General features: G+C 70.3%; 15 protein-coding genes and 1 riboswitch. Of the genes, 3 read left to right on the top strand and 12 right to left on the bottom strand.

What is annotated here, in order from left to right:
- Window position 1 precedes the first annotated feature (1 nt).
- The 10 genes from DY023_RS01560 to DY023_RS01515 form a co-directional block, all read right to left on the bottom strand.
- The gene (locus DY023_RS01560) at window positions 2-877 is read right to left on the bottom strand and encodes a branched-chain amino acid ABC transporter permease (RefSeq protein WP_116240588.1); all 876 of its coding nucleotides are present in this window, start codon (window positions 875-877) and stop codon (window positions 2-4) included.
- Between the two features lie 28 nt (window positions 878-905).
- Window positions 906-2,081 (bottom strand): ABC transporter substrate-binding protein, encoded by a 1,176-nt coding sequence (locus DY023_RS01555; RefSeq protein WP_116240587.1) that lies wholly within the window; start codon window positions 2,079-2,081, stop codon window positions 906-908.
- 175 nt (window positions 2,082-2,256) lie between these two features.
- On the bottom strand, window positions 2,257-2,619 hold the full coding sequence (locus tag DY023_RS01550) for a Fe-S protein (RefSeq protein WP_116240586.1): 363 nt from the start codon (window positions 2,617-2,619) through the stop codon (window positions 2,257-2,259).
- A 129-nt stretch (window positions 2,620-2,748) separates the two neighbouring features.
- Window positions 2,749-3,225 (bottom strand): 6,7-dimethyl-8-ribityllumazine synthase, encoded by a 477-nt coding sequence (gene ribH / locus DY023_RS01545; protein ID WP_116240585.1) that lies wholly within the window; start codon window positions 3,223-3,225, stop codon window positions 2,749-2,751.
- Window positions 3,222-4,496, bottom strand: coding sequence for a GTP cyclohydrolase II (gene ribA, locus DY023_RS01540; protein ID WP_116240584.1), 1,275 nt, complete (start codon window positions 4,494-4,496; stop codon window positions 3,222-3,224). The genes ribH and ribA overlap by 4 nt, the downstream gene beginning before the upstream one ends.
- On the bottom strand, window positions 4,493-5,128 hold the full coding sequence (locus DY023_RS01535; RefSeq protein WP_116240583.1) for a riboflavin synthase: 636 nt from the start codon (window positions 5,126-5,128) through the stop codon (window positions 4,493-4,495). Before DY023_RS01535 ends, ribA begins: the two co-directional genes overlap by 4 nt.
- Window positions 5,128-6,150, bottom strand: coding sequence for a bifunctional diaminohydroxyphosphoribosylaminopyrimidine deaminase/5-amino-6-(5-phosphoribosylamino)uracil reductase RibD (gene ribD / locus DY023_RS01530; RefSeq protein WP_116240582.1), 1,023 nt, complete (start codon window positions 6,148-6,150; stop codon window positions 5,128-5,130). The genes DY023_RS01535 and ribD overlap by 1 nt, the downstream gene beginning before the upstream one ends.
- A 47-nt stretch (window positions 6,151-6,197) precedes the next feature.
- A riboswitch (FMN riboswitch) is annotated at window positions 6,198-6,338 on the bottom strand.
- A gap of 53 nt (window positions 6,339-6,391) precedes the next feature.
- Window positions 6,392-7,255: an Fpg/Nei family DNA glycosylase gene (locus DY023_RS01525; RefSeq protein WP_116240581.1), complete on the bottom strand. Its 864-nt coding sequence runs from the start codon at window positions 7,253-7,255 to the stop codon at window positions 6,392-6,394.
- Between the two features lie 56 nt (window positions 7,256-7,311).
- Window positions 7,312-7,872, bottom strand: a complete 561-nt coding sequence (locus tag DY023_RS01520) for a GNAT family N-acetyltransferase (protein WP_116240580.1) — start codon at window positions 7,870-7,872, stop codon at window positions 7,312-7,314.
- A 47-nt stretch (window positions 7,873-7,919) separates the two neighbouring features.
- Window positions 7,920-8,489: a GNAT family N-acetyltransferase gene (locus DY023_RS01515; protein ID WP_116240579.1), complete on the bottom strand. Its 570-nt coding sequence runs from the start codon at window positions 8,487-8,489 to the stop codon at window positions 7,920-7,922.
- Window positions 8,490-8,576: 87 nt separating this feature from the next.
- Between DY023_RS01515 and rarD the strand changes: the two genes are divergently transcribed.
- From rarD to DY023_RS01500, 3 genes are read left to right on the top strand one after another with little or no spacing between them, the layout of a single operon-like run.
- The gene (rarD, locus tag DY023_RS01510; RefSeq protein ID WP_220347215.1) at window positions 8,577-9,452 is read left to right on the top strand and encodes an EamA family transporter RarD; all 876 of its coding nucleotides are present in this window, start codon (window positions 8,577-8,579) and stop codon (window positions 9,450-9,452) included.
- A gap of 37 nt (window positions 9,453-9,489) precedes the next feature.
- The gene (mfd, locus tag DY023_RS01505) at window positions 9,490-13,020 is read left to right on the top strand and encodes a transcription-repair coupling factor (RefSeq protein ID WP_116240578.1); all 3,531 of its coding nucleotides are present in this window, start codon (window positions 9,490-9,492) and stop codon (window positions 13,018-13,020) included.
- A gap of 26 nt (window positions 13,021-13,046) precedes the next feature.
- Window positions 13,047-13,853, top strand: a complete 807-nt coding sequence (locus DY023_RS01500; RefSeq protein ID WP_116240577.1) for an alpha/beta fold hydrolase — start codon at window positions 13,047-13,049, stop codon at window positions 13,851-13,853.
- Window positions 13,854-13,856: 3 nt separating this feature from the next.
- Here the strand turns inward: DY023_RS01500 and DY023_RS01495 are convergent, their stop codons facing one another.
- Window positions 13,857-14,357: a GNAT family N-acetyltransferase gene (locus tag DY023_RS01495; RefSeq protein WP_116240576.1), complete on the bottom strand. Its 501-nt coding sequence runs from the start codon at window positions 14,355-14,357 to the stop codon at window positions 13,857-13,859.
- Between the two features lie 41 nt (window positions 14,358-14,398).
- Window positions 14,399-15,259, bottom strand: coding sequence for an SDR family oxidoreductase (locus DY023_RS01490; protein ID WP_116240575.1), 861 nt, complete (start codon window positions 15,257-15,259; stop codon window positions 14,399-14,401).
- Between the last annotated feature and the right edge of the window lie 34 nt (window positions 15,260-15,293).

The following is a 15,293-nucleotide window of genomic DNA, read 5'->3' as shown; positions in this document are numbered from 1 at the left end:
GTCACACCTCCCGCACCCGGCGCTTGCCGAACAGGCCCTGCGGGCGCACCAGCAGGATGAGGAAGAGCAGCGCGAACGCGATCAGGTCGCGCCAGCTCGAGCCGATGTACTGGATCGCGAACACCTCGGCGACGCCGAGGATGAGGCCGCCGACGAGCGAGCCCGACAGCGACCCCATGCCTCCGACGATGATCACCGCGAGGCCCTTCAACTCGATCGCGCTGCCCATGCCGAGCTGGGCGCTGTTCACGTTCAGGGCGAACAGCACACCGGCGACGGCGCCGAGAGCGGTCGAGATCGCGAAGGTCAGCGCGGTGACCCTGTCGACGTTCACGCCCAGCACCCGCGCGGCGGTGGGGTTCTCGGCCACCGCGCGCATGGAGCGGCCCAGCGGTGAGCGGTGCACCAGCAGGCTCAGGGCCACCATCAGGCCGAGCGAGATCACCAGGATGCCGATCTGCAGCACGCTCGCGGTGAGCCCCGCGAACTCGACCGTCGCCTCGGTGACCGTGCCCGGCGGGAAGCGCCGCGTGTTCGGCCCGAACGCCGCCTGCAGCAGCGCCACGATCATCCCCGCCATCGCGATCGACGAGATCAGCCCCGCGAAGTGCGCGTCCGGTCGGTCTTTGAGCGGACGGAACGCGATGCGCTCGATGAGCAGGCCCATCACCGCACCGAAGGCGAACACGATCAGGAGCACGATCCCGATAGGCAGGTCGAACGCGTCGCTGACCCAGATGCCGACGAACGCGGAGGCGGTGAAGACCGCGGGATGGGCCAGGTTCAGCCGATCGAGGATGCCGAACACCAGCGTGAAGCCGATGGCGAACAAGGCATAGATCGAGCCGAGGAACAGGCCGTTCAGCAGTTGCTGCATGGTGGTTCCCTCTGTGGAGCGGGCGGCGTCAGTTCAGGACCGCGAACTTCCCGTCCTGCACGATCTGCACCACGGCGTCGTGCTCGGCGTCGCGGTTCTCGTTGATGCTGAACGAACCCAGGGGCGTGGGCAGGTCCTTGACCTTGGTCAGTCCATCGCGGATGTCGTCTCGCTCACCGGAGCAGTTGGCGCGCACGGCGTGGTCGACGACCTTCAGCCCTGTGTAGGCCTGCGCGGCGAACTGGTCGGGCGCCGAGTCGTACTTCTCCTGGAAGGCCTCCATGAACGCAGTGTTCTCCGGGCTCTCCGAGGCCGAGTTCCAGGCCGCGCCGACGATGACGCCCTCGGCGGCCTCGCCGGCATCCGCCATCAGCTGCGGGTTGTTGAAGCCGTTGCCGCCGATGATCGGCGCGTCGATGCCGAGCTCGCGGGCCTGGGTGACCAGCGGAATGGCGGCTTCGATCAGTGCCGACACGACGAGCGCGTCGGGGTTCTGCTGCTTCGCGGCCGTGAGCAGGCTGCGGAAGTCGGTGTCCTTCACCGAGAAGGTGATCGTGTCGGCGATCTCGACGCCGTTGTCCTCGAGAGACTGCGCCATGACGTCGTAACCCGACTCGGTGAAGGCGTCGTCGTTCGAATACATGACGACGACCTTCTTCAGATCCTGCTTCTCGGTCGCGGCCTTGATCGTCTGCGGGATCACCTGTGCCTCGGTGAGGGAGTCGCGGAAGATGAAATCGCCCTGCTCCGTGATGCCGGCGGCGGTGTTGGAGATGGCGAGCACCGGCAGTCCCGCGTCCTGCGCGACCGGCTGCGCCTGGAACGCGGTGTTCGACAGGGTCGGGCCGATGACCAGGCTGGTGCCGTCGGAGACGAACTGCTCGAACAGGCCGATCGCCTGCCGGGGGTCGGTGCCGTCGTCCTCGACGGTGAGCTCGTACTTCACGCCGTCCTGCTCGCTCAGCTCTTCGGCGGCCAGCTCGAGGCCCTTCTGCTGCGACTCGCCGTAGCTCGCCGCGGCGCCGGTCAGGCTGAGCGCCGCCGCGACGGGCACCGTGCCCTCGATCGTGCAGGTGTCGCCCGAGCCGCTGCCCTTCAGACCGCCGTCCGCGCCGCTCCCGGAGTCGTCACCGGTGGAGCTGCAGCCGGCGAGAAGGAGAACGGATGCCGAGAGCAGAGCTGCTGTACGGAACGTCTTGCGCATGTGAACCTCCGTGATGTCGAGGCTCGGAATGGGGACCGTCGTGCTGGGGAGACGGATCCGGGGGAGTTCCGGATGCCCGCGTCCGCGTCGGAATCAGCCTCGATGATGAACGGCGCAGCGCGCAGGTGTGTCGATCATACTGATGTGCGGCGACACGGTCGCGTGTCTCCGCGGCTCAGTGCCAGAAGAAGCCGAGCGCCGCGTTCAGCAGCGCGAGCACGCCGACCGCCCAGAACGCGCCGGAGGGAACCGTGCCGCCGCGCTTCTGCCTTGCCATGCCCATGCCGATCAGGCCGCCGATGATGATCAGCACGACGAGCTTCACCGTGATCTTCAGGTAGAAGCTCATGCCGGGCGTCCACTCGATGCCCCACGGGGCGGCGAGCGCGAGTCCGGCGACACCGGCGATCGCCAGGCCGACGTTCATCAGCTGGGTGAACTGCTTCTTGCCGCCGAACGCCTGCGCCGCCCAGGCGCCGAAGAGCACGGCGAACCCCAGAAGGTGGACGAACACGACGACAGCGCGGAGGGTTTCCATGGCTTCAGGCTAGCCGAGCCGGTACCGGTACATCCACGGGTCGTCGAGCGTCCTTCGTCTCGTCGCTGCGCTCCTCGCTCAGGATCCGGGGTCCCCGGGTCCTGAGCGAGCGGAGCGAGACGAAGGATCTCAGCCGCGCAGTTCCGCGATCACCCTCGCGGTGCGGATCGCAGCATCGGCGGCCTCCGCGCCCTTGTCCTCCTTCGATCCCGGCAGGCCCGCGCGGTCGATGCCCTGCTGCTCGTCGTCGAGGGTCAGTACGCCGAAGCCGACCGGCTTGCCGGCATCCAGCGCCACCCGGTTCAGGCCGTCGGTGGTCGCCGCCGAGACGTACTCGAAGTGCGGGGTGCCGCCGCGGATGATCACGCCGAGGGCGACCACGGCGTCGGCGCCGCCGGCGAAGGCGGCCTGGGCGGCGAGCGCCAGCTCGAACGAGCCGGGCACGCGCACCAGCGAGTGCGTCGCACCGGCGGCGTCGAGGGTGCGCTGGGCGCCCGCGATCAGGCCGTCCGTGATGACGTCGTGCCAGGTGCCGGCGACGACGACGACGCGGAGGCCGGTGCCGTCGACGGGGGACTGCGGGGTGGGTGCTCCTGCGCCGCTCATGCGTCGTCCTTTCCCTGCGCGAGGGCGTCGGCCAGTTCGGACTCGCCGATGATGTGGCCCATGCGATCGCGCTTGGTCTCGAGGTACTGGTGGTTGTTGGGGCCGACGCCGACGATCAGCGGGACCTGCTCGATGACGTCGAGGCCGAGCTCGCGCAGCTGCTTCACCTTGTCGGTGTTGTTGGTCAGCAGTCGCACGCGGGAGACGCCGAGGTCGGCGAGGATGCCGCCGGCAGCCGCGTAGTCACGGGCGTCGGCGGGCAGTCCGAGGGCGAGGTTGGCGTCGACGGTGTCGAGCCCCTCCTCCTGCAGGCTGTACGCACGGAGCTTGTTGATCAGGCCGATGCCACGGCCCTCGTGACCGCGCATGTAGATGACCACGCCACCCTCCTGCTCGATCGCGTCGAGCGCCGCCTGCAGCTGCGGCCCGCACTCGCACTTCTGCGAGCCGAACGCCTCACCGGTCAGGCACTCGGAGTGCACCCGCACCAGGGCCGTCTCGCCGAGCTCGCCCGAGACGACCGCGATGTGGTCGGTGCCCGTGATGCGGTCCTTGTAGGCGAGGAAGCGGAAGGTGCCGTGGTCGGTGGGCACGGTCGCGTCGGCGCGGAGGCTCACCCGGCGCTGACGGTTCGTAGCCACGCAGTCGGCCTCGTCGCGCGGGTCGATCTCGTTCAGGTGGCCGATCAGCTGCTCGATGGTGATCACCGGCACGCCGTCGCGTGCGCCCAGCTCGAGCAGGGCGGGGAGGCGCATCATGCTGCCGTCCTCGGCGACGACCTCGGCGATCGCGGCGACCGGCTGCAGCCCGGCGAGACGCATCAGCTCCACGCCGGCCTCGGTGTGCCCGCCGCGCTCGCGCACACCGCCGTCGACGGCGCGCAACGGCAGGATGTGCCCGGGGCGGATGATGCTCTTCGCCGTCGATCCGGGGTCCGCCAGCACGTTCAGCGTGTGCGAGCGGTCGTGTGCGCTGATGCCGGTGGTCACGCCCTCGGCGGCGTCCACGCTCACCGTGTAGGCCGTGGAACGGGCATCCTCGTTCGACTCGACCATCGGCGGCAGGTTCAGCCGATCGGCGAGATCGGCCGGCATCGGCGCGCAGATGAGACCGGAGGTCCAGCGCACCATCCATGCCATGGTCTCGGGGGTCGCGAGTTCGGCCGAGATGATGATGTCGCCCTCGTTCTCGCGGTTCTCGTCGTCCGCGACGATGATCGGCTTTCCAGCGCGCAGGGCGTCGAGGGCTTCGGTGATGGGGGACAGGCTCATCGCGAGCCTCCTTCCGATCGGAACGCGAGCAGCCGCTCGACGTGACGGGCCAGGATGTCGGTCTCGAGGTTGACGCGGTCGCCGACGGCGAGAGCGCCCAGGATCGTGGCGGTCAGGGTCTCGGGGATGAGGGAGACCTCGAACCAGTGCCCCTCGTCGGTCCCTGAGCCTGTCGAAGGGCTCACGGCACTGACGGTCAGCGAGGTGCCGGCGACGGCGATCGACCCCTTGTCGACCACGAGCGGGGCGAGGTCGGCGGGCAGCGAGATGCGCAGCACGCTCCACTGGTCACCGGGGCGCACCTCGAGCACCTCACCGGTGCCGTCGACGTGCCCCTGCACGATGTGTCCGCCCAGCCGGGCGCCCACCGGCATCGCCTTCTCGATGTTGACGCGGGTGCCGACCTCGACGGATGCCAGGGCTGAGACATCCAGCGTCTGCTTCATCACGTCGGTGTCGAAGGTGTCTGCCGTCGAGCCCACCACGGTGAGGCACACACCGCTGACGGCGATCGACTCGCCGTGCACGGCGTCGGAGACGGCCTTCGGCGCGCGGACGGTGAGGCGCCAGCCGTCGCCGGAGGGCGTGATGGCGGTGACCTCGCCGATCTCCTCGATGATTCCTGTGAACATCAGTCGCTCTCCTCCTGGGTCGGGTGGGCGATCGCGAGCAGGTCCGTACCGAGCGGCAGCCATTCGTCGATCGTGAGTCTGCGGGCGTCGGCGATCGTGCCGACGCCGATGTCTGTCAGTGCGAGCCGGTCGCCGCCGAGCAGCACCGGCGCGAGGTAGGCGAGGATCTCGTCGGCGAATCCCTGGGCCAGGAACGCGCTCGCCAGCGTCGGGCCGCCTTCGACGAACACGCGCTGCACCCCGCGCTCGCGCAGGTCCTCGAGCACTCCGGCGAGGTCGCCGTCGTAGAACAGCGGAGCATGCGGATGGCGCCGCACCGCGGCATCCGCCGGGGTCTCGCGCGATCCGATCACGACGGGTACGGGCTGCGACGGGTACAGCGCGTCGCCGTCGCGCGCGGTGAGCGAGGGGTCGTCCGCGAGCACCGTTCCGGTGCCGACGACGATCGCGTCGGATGCTGCGCGGCGCGCGTGCACATCGGCTCGTGCGGCCGGTCCAGTGATCCACTGGCTGGTGCCGTCGGATGCTGCGGCACGGCCGTCCAGGCTCTGCGCCCACTTGACGGTGACGTGCGGGCGGCCGAGGCGCTGCACGGCCAGCCAGTCGCCGATGAGGGCGCGGGCGGCGTCCTGCTGCTCGCCGGACTGCACGTCCACGCCCGCCGCGCGCATCCGCTCGGCGCCGCCGCCGGATTTCTCGCCGGGGTCGTCGAGAGCGTAGACGACGCGGCCGACGCCTGCGTCGATCAGCGCCTGAGCGCAGGGGCCCGTGCGACCCGTGTGGTTGCAGGGCTCGAGCGTGACGATCGCAGTCGCGCCCTGCGCCGCGCCCGGTGCGAGCTTCGAGAGCGCGTCGACTTCGGCGTGCGGAGTGCCGGCGCCGTGGTGCCACCCTTCGGAGAGGATCTCGCCCGACGGAGAGAGGATGACGGCGCCGACCTGCGGGTTCAGTCCGCGGGGACCGTTCGCGGCCAGTGCGAGCGCACGCGACATCGCGTCGCGCTCCGCCTCGGTCACTGTCATCCGCTGTCCTTTCCGGACTCCGGGGGCGCCGAGGCACGCGTGCGCGTGCCGTGCTTCCTCTCATCCGGACTAGCGGGAGTCTCCTCCCGCATCACCGTCGGTTCCGGAATTCCACCGGATCGGCACCCTGACGGGCGTTCGCGGACTGTCACCGCCGGTTCGGATTCTCACCGACCCCGGAGCACGTTGATGCTCTGAGTCTACTCAACGCGGGTGTCGGCGATTCATTCCCCGTGACGCCCTATTTCAGCAGCCGGGACAGCCGGCGGTCGGCGAGCACCTTGCCGTCGGTCTGGCAGGTGGGGCAGTACTCCAGGCTGCGATCGGCGAAGAACACGCTGCGGATGGTGTCGCCGCACACCGGACACGCCTCGCCGCGGCGGGCGTGCACTCGGAAGCCCGACCTCTTCGCATCCTTCAGATCGGCGGGCGGCTTGCCGGACGCCTCGGCCGTGGCATCCCGCAGCGTCGTCTGCATCGCCTCGTAGAGCCGGTCGATCTCGGCCCCGTCGAGATTTGCCGCGGGTGCGTACGGTGACATCTTCGCGGCATGCAGGATCTCGTCGGAGTACGCGTTGCCGATGCCGGCGATCAGCCCCTGATCGCGCAGTAGACCCTTGATCTGCGTGCGCCGCCCCGCCAGCAGCGCGGCGAAGGAGTCCCGGGTGAACGCCGGATCGAACGGATCGGTGCCTAGCCGGGCGATACCGGGGACGTCCCGCGGGTCGCGCACCACGTACACCGCGAGCGACTTCTTCGTGCCCGCCTCTGTGAGGTCGAAGCCGCTGCCGTCATCGAGCGCGACGCGCAGAGCTATCGGACTCCTGCCGGGCTTGATCAGTGTGGTCGGCAGGGCGTCGTACCAGCGCAGCCACCCGGCCTTGGCGAGGTGGAAGACCAGGTGCAGATCGTCGCCGCACGCGATGTCGACGAACTTGCCGTACCGCGCGGTCGAGGTGATCGTCGCACCGTGCAGCGCGGTGTTCGGCGGATCGTAGGTCTTCAGCGCGGCGATCTCGCCCACGCCCGTCCGTGCGATCGCATGACCGACCGCGCGCTCGCCGAGGAACTCGACGAGCCCCTGCACCTCCGGCATCTCGGGCATGGCTTCATCCTGTCACCGGCATGGGACATCGGGCCAGGGGTGCCCTGCGATCGCCTTCAGCCGGCGAGCACGGGCCATTCCACCGGCGTCCGGTCGTCGGATGCCAGCAGGCCCGCGATCCACCCGTCGTCCCGGTGCTCGCCGTGCCGGAACGCCTCACGCATCGTGCCCTCGTAGCGGAAGCCGGCGGAGCGGGCCGTGCGGGCGGAGGCCTCATTGCCCGCGACGGCGCGCCAGCCGATGCGGTGCAGATGCAGCGGCCCCTCGAAGCCCCATTCGACGACGGCGCGCACCGCTTCGGAGACGATCCCCTGGCCGCGGGCGCCCGGCGCCATCCAGTAGCCGATGTCCGCAGCGCCGTCGTCGATCTGTGCCAGTCCGACGGCGCCGGCGAGCATCTCCCCGGACCGGATCACCCAGGTCGCAGCGGAACCGGCCGCCCACCACTCCGGGATCAGCCGCACGAAGTCCTCGGCGTCCTTGCGGGCGTACGGTTTGGGAACCGTCGTGAAGCGCTGGACCGCCGGATCCTGGCATGCCGCGGTGATCGCGTCGATGTCGGCCTCGGCGGGCAGCTCGAGGACGAGACGGGCGGTGCGCAGGGTTACGGGTTCCATCAGCAACACCGTAGCGGCGCGCGGGCGGCCGGGCCGAATCCCGCGGGTCAGTCGGCGAGCACGGGCCAGGCCACCGGCGTGCGGTCGTCGGATACCAGCAGCGCGGCCAACCAGCCGTCATCGCGCCCGCGCGGGCCGGTGAGCCCCTGCCGCAGCATCCCCTCGTAGCGGAAGCCGAGCGTGCGCGCTGTGCGGGCGGACGGGATGTTGCCCACGGTCGCACGCCAGCCGATACGCACGAGGCCGAGCTCTTCGAAGCCCCAGTCGACGACCGCCCGCGCGGCCTCGGTCATGATTCCCCGACCGCGGAAGCGCGCGACGCTCCAGTACCCGAGCTCGGCATAGCCGCCGGTGGCGTGGCCGACGATCTGATGCAGGCCGACCATGCCCGCGAGCACACCGTCGAGTCGCACGGCCCATACGGTCTCCGCGCCCTCGTCCCACCAGCGCGCGACCCTCTCCACGAAGGTCTCGGCGTCGGCGCGCGAGTAGGGACTGGGAATCGGCGTCCAGCGCGGCACCTCGGGGTCCTGGCAGGCCGAGGTGATCGCGTCGACGTCGGCCTCCGTCGGAATGCTGAGGACGAGACGGTCGGTGCGCAGGGCGACGGGCTCCATCCGGCCAGCCTAGTGAGCGTCCGGCCGTCGGATCTGTCCCGGATATCCTGAGAGGGCGGCACGACGTCGCGAAGGACGGAGACGGGCGTGGCGGTGCAGCATTCGTCCGCGCGCGGGGTCCTCGCGTCGATCGCCGCATCGGTGCTGTTCGGCGGCATGTTCCTTCTCGCAGGACTGGTCTCGGTATCCGCAGAGGTGGTCTTCGCCTGGCGGGTGGTGATCGCGTTCGCCTGTTACGGGCTCGCGCTCGCGCATCCCGGTGCGCGCCGGGCACTGCGGATGCTCTGGCGCCGGCTGTGCTCGCGCTGGTGGATGCCGCTGCTGTCGCTGCTGCTGACCGCGATCGTCGGTGTGCAGCTGTGGCTGTTCATGTGGGCCCCGCAGAACGGGCATGCCCTCGACACCTCGCTCGGCTATCTCCTGCTTCCGATCTGCCTGGTGCTCTGCGGCCGGTTCCTGATGAAGCACCCGGTGAGTCCACTGCAATGGGTCGTGGTCGGCCTGGCAGCGGTCGCTGTGACGGTGAAGCTCGTGGCCACGCCGGAGTTGTCCTGGGTGACGCTGGTGATCTGCATCCCGTACGCGGTGTACTTCGTGGTGCGACAGCGGTTCGGACTCGACGGTCCGATCGTGTTCGGCTGGGAGATCGCGCTGATGCTGCCGGTCGCCGCCGCGTTCCTGCTGACCGGCGCAGGGCCCTCGTCAGGGTCCGAGACGGTCGCGATGCTGGCGATCGGGCTCGCGAGCGCCGCCGCGATGACGCTCTACCTCGCGGCGTCGTCGTTGCTCACGATGCCGGTGTTCGGTCTGCTCGGGTATGTCGAACCGGTGCTGCTCGTGGTGGTGGCGATGCTGTTGGGGGAGCGGATGCAGGGCGCTGACGTGTTCGTGTACGGCATTCTCGCCGTCGCACTGACGATGCTCGCCGTCGACGGCTTCCGCGTCGCGCGACGCACGCGCTGACGTCCCCGATGTCGGCGGGCCGGAATACACTTGTGCGGTGACTGTTCCGGGGATTCTGCGCGCCTTGGAAGAGGCGAACCTGTACCGCGATGCTCTCAGCTGGGCATCCACCGACGCCGACATCTCGCTGGTCGACGGGCTCGACGCTCCCGTCGTCGCCGGCCTGCTGCAGAAGCGGGCGGATGCCGGGCATCCGGCCGCTCTGCTCGTCGTGACGCCCACAGGCCGGCGCGCCGAGTCGGTCGCCGCCGCCCTGGGCACCTACCTCGCGGATGCCGAGATCCTCACTTTCCCGGCATGGGAGACCCTGCCGCACGAGCGCCTGAGCCCGAGCCCCGACACCGTCGGGCGCCGGTTGGAGACCCTGCGCAGCATCACCACCTGGGATGGCGCGAAGCCGCTGGTCGTCGTCGCCTCGGTGCGTGCCGCGCTGCAGCCGCTCGCCGCGAACCTCGGCGATGCCGCCCCGCTCGAACTGCGCGTCGGCGCCCGCGGGCTCGAACTCGAGGACGCCGTCGAGCAGCTCGTCGAACGCGCCTACTCGCGCGTCGACATGGTCTCGCGTCGCGGCGAGTTCGCCGTGCGCGGTGGCATCCTCGATGTGTTCCCGCCCACCGCCGAGCATCCGTCCCGCGTGGAGTTCTTCGGAGACGAGGTCGACCAGATCCGGGCGTTCTCCGTCGCAGACCAGCGGTCGCTGCCGGGTGAGGTCACCGCGGTCGAACTGCCGGCCAGCCGCGAACTGCTGCTCACCGCCGAGGTCCGCGAGCGCGCCGGCGAGCTCGTCGGGCGGTATCCGGCGATCGCCGGGATGCTCGAGAAGATGAGTGAGGGCATCCCCGTCGAGGGCATGGAATCGCTGCTGCCGGCCGTCGCCGGCCCGCTCGTCACCCTCGCCGAGTACCTGCCGAAGGGTTCCGCTGCCGCGGTGGTCGACCCCGAGCGCGCCACCGCCCGTGCCCAGAACCTCGGCGAGACGAACCGCGAGTTCCTCGACGCGGCATGGAGTGCCGCGACCTCCGGAGCATCCGCTCCGATCGATCTGGGGGCCGGCGACTTCCGCACCATCGCGCAGCTGCGCGATGTGGTGCGCGACCGCGACGGTGTGTGGTGGCGGCTGAGCGCGTTCGCCACCGACGATGCGGATGCGGCGAACCTCGACTCCTCCGTCATCCCGTCGTTCCACGGCAACGTCGACGGCGCGATCTCCTTCGTCGAGGCCCGGTTGCAGGACGGCTGGCGCGTGGTCGTCATCGCCTCCGGGCAGGGCCTCACCGAGCGCGCCCTCGACGTGCTCGGAGACCGAGGCATCGCCGCCCGCATCATGGAGGACGTCACCGCGGGGCCGGATGCCGGTGTCGCCACGCTCACCACCGGATCGGTCGAGTCCGGATTCCAGGTGCCGGAGGCACGGCTGGCGGTGCTCACCGACAGCGAGTTCTACGGGCGCACCATCGGCGGTGACCAGCGCGTGGTCAAGAAGCTCGCCTCCCGGCGGAAGAACGTCGTCGACCCGCTGCAGCTCAAGCAGGGCGACTACGTCGTGCACAACACGCACGGCATCGCCAAGTTCGTGGAGATGACCAAGCGCGAGGTGTCCAGCGGCGGGCGGAATGCGGTCAAGACCACCCGCGAGTACCTGGTGCTGGAGTACGCGCCGTCCAAGCGCGGCTACCCGGGCGACAAGCTCTTCGTGCCCACCGACCAGCTCGATCTGCTCTCGAAGTACGTCGGCGGCGAGGCGCCGGTGCTGTCGAAGATGGGCGGCAGCGACTGGGCGGCGGCGAAGGGCAAGGCGCGCAGGGCCGTGCGCGACATCGCCGTCGAGCTGGTCAAGCTGTACTCGGCACGGATGAGCGCCAAGGGTCATGCCTTCGGCCCGGACACGCCCTGGCAGCGTGAGCTCGAGGAGGCGTTCCCGTTCGCGGAGACGCACGACCAGCTGCAGACCATCGACGAGATCAAGGCCGACATGGAGCGGCCCATCCCGATGGACCGCCTGCTGTCGGGCGACGTCGGCTTCGGCAAGACCGAGGTGGCCGTGCGCGCCGCGTTCAAGGCGATCCAGGACGGCAAGCAGGTCGCGATGCTCGTGCCGACCACTCTGCTGGTCAAGCAGCACCTCGAGACGTTCACCGAGAGGTTCGCCGGGTTCCCGGTCAAGGTGCGCCCGCTGTCGCGCTTCCAGACCGACAAAGAGGCGCGCCTCACGCTGGCGGGTCTGGTCGACGGCACGGTCGACATGGTCATCGGCACGCACCGCATCCTCACCGATCAGGTGATCTTCAAGGATCTCGGGCTGCTGATCATCGACGAGGAGCAGCGCTTCGGCGTCGAGCACAAGGACGCCCTGAAGAAGCTCAAGACCAACGTCGACATCCTCGCGATGAGCGCGACGCCCATCCCGAGAACGCTCGAGATGGCGGTCACCGGTATCCGCGAGATGTCCACGCTGCAGACGCCGCCCGAGGACCGGCATCCGATCCTCTCGTTCGTCGGCGCGCGCAGCGACAAGCAGATCGCTGCGGCGATCCGCCGCGAGATCCTGCGCGAGGGTCAGGTGTTCTTCGTTCACAACCGGGTGCAGTCCATCCAGCGCGTGGCATCCGAACTCGCCGAGCTCGTGCCCGAGGCGCGGATCGCCGTCGCGCACGGCAAGATGGGCGAGCACCAGCTGGAGCAGGTGGTCGACGACTTCTGGGAGCGCAAGTACGACGTGCTCGTCTCGACGACGATCATCGAGACCGGCCTCGACATCTCGAACGCGAACACGATCATCATCGACCGCGCCGACAAGTACGGTCTCTCGCAGCTGCACCAGCTCCGCGGGCGCGTGGGTCGTGGACGGGAACGCGCGTACGCGTACTTCCTCTACGACGACCTGAAGCCGCTCAGCGAGACCGCCGCCGACCGGCTGCAGACCATCGCCGTCAACAACGACCTCGGCTCGGGCATGCAGGTCGCGCTGAAGGACCTCGAGCTGCGCGGAGCGGGCAACATGCTCGGCGCGGAGCAGGCCGGGCACATCGCCGGCGTCGGCTTCGACCTGTACCTGCGGATGGTGGGCGAGGCCGTGGCGACGTTCCGCGGGGAGGACACGTCCTCCGAGGTCGAGCTGCGTCTGGAACTGCCGGTGGACGCGCGGATCCCGGAGCACTACATCGACAGCGAGCGGCTGCGCCTCGAGGCGTACCAGAAGCTCTCCGCGGCGGCGGGGCCGACCGCCGCCGACGACGCGATCGACCTCGTGGTCGAGGAGCTCACCGACCGGTACGGCGCTCTGCCCGATGAGGTCGGCGGTCTGGTGGCGGTCGCGCGGCTGCGCCGTCGCGCGGCACGGGCCGGTCTGTCGGATGTCGTGGCGATGGGCTCGAACCTGCGGATCGCGCCCGCGAACCTGCCCGACTCGATGAAGGTGCGACTGCAGCGGCTCTACCCGAAGGCGAAGTTCGTCGCCGGGGGAGAGGCGCTGCTGGTGCCGATCCCCGAGGACATCGACCTGATCGAGTGGGTCGGCAACCTGTTCACCGCGCTGTTCCCGGAGCCCGTCAAGACCGAGGCGTCCTGATCCGGCGGGTCTCCTAGGCTCGAGGCATGACGGGCATCCTCCAGCGCGGCACGGCGACCATCCACTACGTCGACGGCGGAGGCTCCGGCCGGCCGGTCGTGTTCACGCACGGGGCGGGGATGGACAGCGAGTCGTTCGCGGCGCAGGCGCGGGCCGTGCAGGATGCCGGGTACCGCGGCATCCGATGGGATCTGCGCGGGCACGGCGCCTCGACGCTCGCCGCAGGCACGCGCTTCTCCGCGGAGGATGCGCTGGCCGACCTCGGCGCGCTCGTCGATGAGCTGCGGCTGCAGCATCCGATCCTGGTGGGGCACTCGCTGGGCGGCAACCTCTCTCAGGCCTACGTGCGCGCGCACCCCGATCGGGCAGGTGGGCTGGTCGCTGTCGGCAGCACCTGGAACGCGGGTCCGCTCAGCGCCGGCGAGCGGCTCGGGCTGCGGCTTGCCGCGCCGATGCTGCGGCTCATCCCGGCATCCCGCCTGCCCGGTCTGATGGCGGATGCCTCGGCGGTGACGCCCGAGGCGATCGATTCGATCCGCGCGACGTTCGCCCGTATGCCGAAAAGGGTGTTCCTCGACGTGTGGCGCGCGACCGCTTCCTTCGTCGCACCCGAAGCGGGGTATCGCACCCCGATTCCGCTGGGACTTGTCGTCGGCGACCGCGACCGTACCGGCAACATCCGCACCGCGATGCCGGCGTGGGCCGACGCCGACGGCGTGCAGCTGCGCGTGATCCCCGGCGCCGGTCACGTCGTGATGGCGGATGCCGCCGATGCGACCTCCGCAGCGATCGTGCACATCATCCGGGGGTGGGACGCCGAAGGCGACGGCTGAGCGTCAGCCCGACTCCGTCCGGAGCATCCTGATCTCGCGCACGCCGTCATCGACCTGGACCGCGCCGTCCGCGCGGAAGCCGTGCCGCCGGTAGAACGCCTGCGCCCGCGGGTTGGGGTCCGCGACCCACAGACCCGCGGCGATCCCGGGCGGAAGGACCGCATCGAGGAGCGCGGCACCGGCCCCGCTGCCCTGCACGGCTGCGAGCAGGTACAGCACGTAGAGCTGCCGCGGCCACGTCGCATCCTCGTCCAGGGGAGGCCCGGACATGGCGACGCCGACGATGGCTCCGTCGAGCTCGGCGACCGCGACGAGGTTGCTCCCGTACCTCGGGTCGGTGAGCGCGGCCGTCCAGAACCGCTCCCGCCAGGCCACCAGTCCGGGATCGTCGAGCACCTCGTCGCGCATCAGTCCGCGATAGGTCTCCCGCCAGGAGGCGACATGCATCTCCGCCATCCCCGCAGCGTCGGCGGGCCGGGCCGGACGGACCTGCGGCATGGACATGGGGCGATCGTAGCGCTGCGGCGCCGTGCTCGGCGCGGAGCTCAGCGCAGTGCGAATCCGCCGTCGGTCGTGAGCACCTGGCCGACCACCCAGGAACCCGCCTCCGTGCACAGCCAGCCGATCAGCCGGGCCGGATCCTCTGGGCGCCCGAAGCGCCCGAACGGCGTGTTCGCGAGGAACTCCGGCAGCCAGCTCAGGTCGCGATCGGTGGTCTCGGGGTCGAGGTAGCCGGTGTCGACCGGGCCCGGATTGACGGTGTTGAGCACGATCCCGAGGTCGAGCAGCTCGGCGGCGACCGTCTTCGTCACGCCGGCAAGCGCGGCCTTGCTCGTCGCGTAGGCGACCTCGCCGCGCATCGGCCCGTCGGCCTGCCCGGACGTCATCCAGATGACGTGCCCCGTCGGCTTCTCGAACGGGCCCGAGTCCACGCGCTCCCCGGGGCGCTGCGCCGCAGCATCCATTCCCGCCTTCCGCCGGGCGAAGCCGGCGGTCAGCAGCATCGTGGCGCGGGCGTTCGTCTGCCAGTGCGCGTCGAGCCGGTCGGCGGTCATATCGAGGATGCCGCCGTCGCCGCCGCTCATCGCCTGGTTGCACACCAGGATGTCGAGCGACCCGGTCAGCCCGGAGGCCGCGTCGAGCAGCGGTTCGATCGATGCGGGGTCGCGCAGATCGGCATGCCGGTCGCCGGAGAGCGCGCCGGGGACCAGCCGTTCGGCGACGCCGGTACGGACGGCCTCGAGGTCGTCACCGCCCCACGGCTGATCGAGGTCGTGCGGGCGGAAGTGGTGCAGGAACACGTTCGCGCCGAGTGCGGCGAGGGTCGTGGCGGTTGCGTAGCCGATGCCGGCGCGGCGGGAGACGCCGGTGACGAGGGCGGTGCGGCCGGAGAGGGGGTGCTGCATGGTGAGTCTTTCCTGTCGAAGGATGCCCGGGCGC

This window comes from Microbacterium bovistercoris (assembly GCF_003387575.1).
GTDB lineage: Bacteria > Actinomycetota > Actinomycetes > Actinomycetales > Microbacteriaceae > Microbacterium > Microbacterium bovistercoris.
Note: the sequence above shows the minus strand (reverse complement) of the source record. Positions and strands in the feature narration are given on the sequence as shown.

Excerpts from the sequence above, each read along its gene's own strand:
- DY023_RS01560 (WP_116240588.1), bottom strand. The coding sequence starts at position 877 with ATGCAGCAACTGCTGAACGGCCTGTTCCTCGGCTCGATCTATGCCTTG.
- DY023_RS01555 (WP_116240587.1), bottom strand. The coding sequence starts at position 2,081 with ATGCGCAAGACGTTCCGTACAGCAGCTCTGCTCTCGGCATCCGTTCTC.
- DY023_RS01550 (WP_116240586.1), bottom strand. The coding sequence starts at position 2,619 with ATGGAAACCCTCCGCGCTGTCGTCGTGTTCGTCCACCTTCTGGGGTTC.
- ribH (WP_116240585.1), bottom strand. The coding sequence starts at position 3,225 with ATGAGCGGCGCAGGAGCACCCACCCCGCAGTCCCCCGTCGACGGCACC.
- ribA (WP_116240584.1), bottom strand. The coding sequence starts at position 4,496 with ATGAGCCTGTCCCCCATCACCGAAGCCCTCGACGCCCTGCGCGCTGGA.
- DY023_RS01535 (WP_116240583.1), bottom strand. The coding sequence starts at position 5,128 with ATGTTCACAGGAATCATCGAGGAGATCGGCGAGGTCACCGCCATCACG.
- ribD (WP_116240582.1), bottom strand. The coding sequence starts at position 6,150 with ATGACAGTGACCGAGGCGGAGCGCGACGCGATGTCGCGTGCGCTCGCA.
- DY023_RS01525 (WP_116240581.1), bottom strand. The coding sequence starts at position 7,255 with ATGCCCGAGATGCCGGAGGTGCAGGGGCTCGTCGAGTTCCTCGGCGAG.
- DY023_RS01520 (WP_116240580.1), bottom strand. The coding sequence starts at position 7,872 with ATGGAACCCGTAACCCTGCGCACCGCCCGTCTCGTCCTCGAGCTGCCC.
- DY023_RS01515 (WP_116240579.1), bottom strand. The coding sequence starts at position 8,489 with ATGGAGCCCGTCGCCCTGCGCACCGACCGTCTCGTCCTCAGCATTCCG.
- DY023_RS01500 (WP_116240577.1), top strand. The coding sequence starts at position 13,047 with ATGACGGGCATCCTCCAGCGCGGCACGGCGACCATCCACTACGTCGAC.
- DY023_RS01495 (WP_116240576.1), bottom strand. The coding sequence starts at position 14,357 with ATGTCCATGCCGCAGGTCCGTCCGGCCCGGCCCGCCGACGCTGCGGGG.
- DY023_RS01490 (WP_116240575.1), bottom strand. The coding sequence starts at position 15,259 with ATGCAGCACCCCCTCTCCGGCCGCACCGCCCTCGTCACCGGCGTCTCC.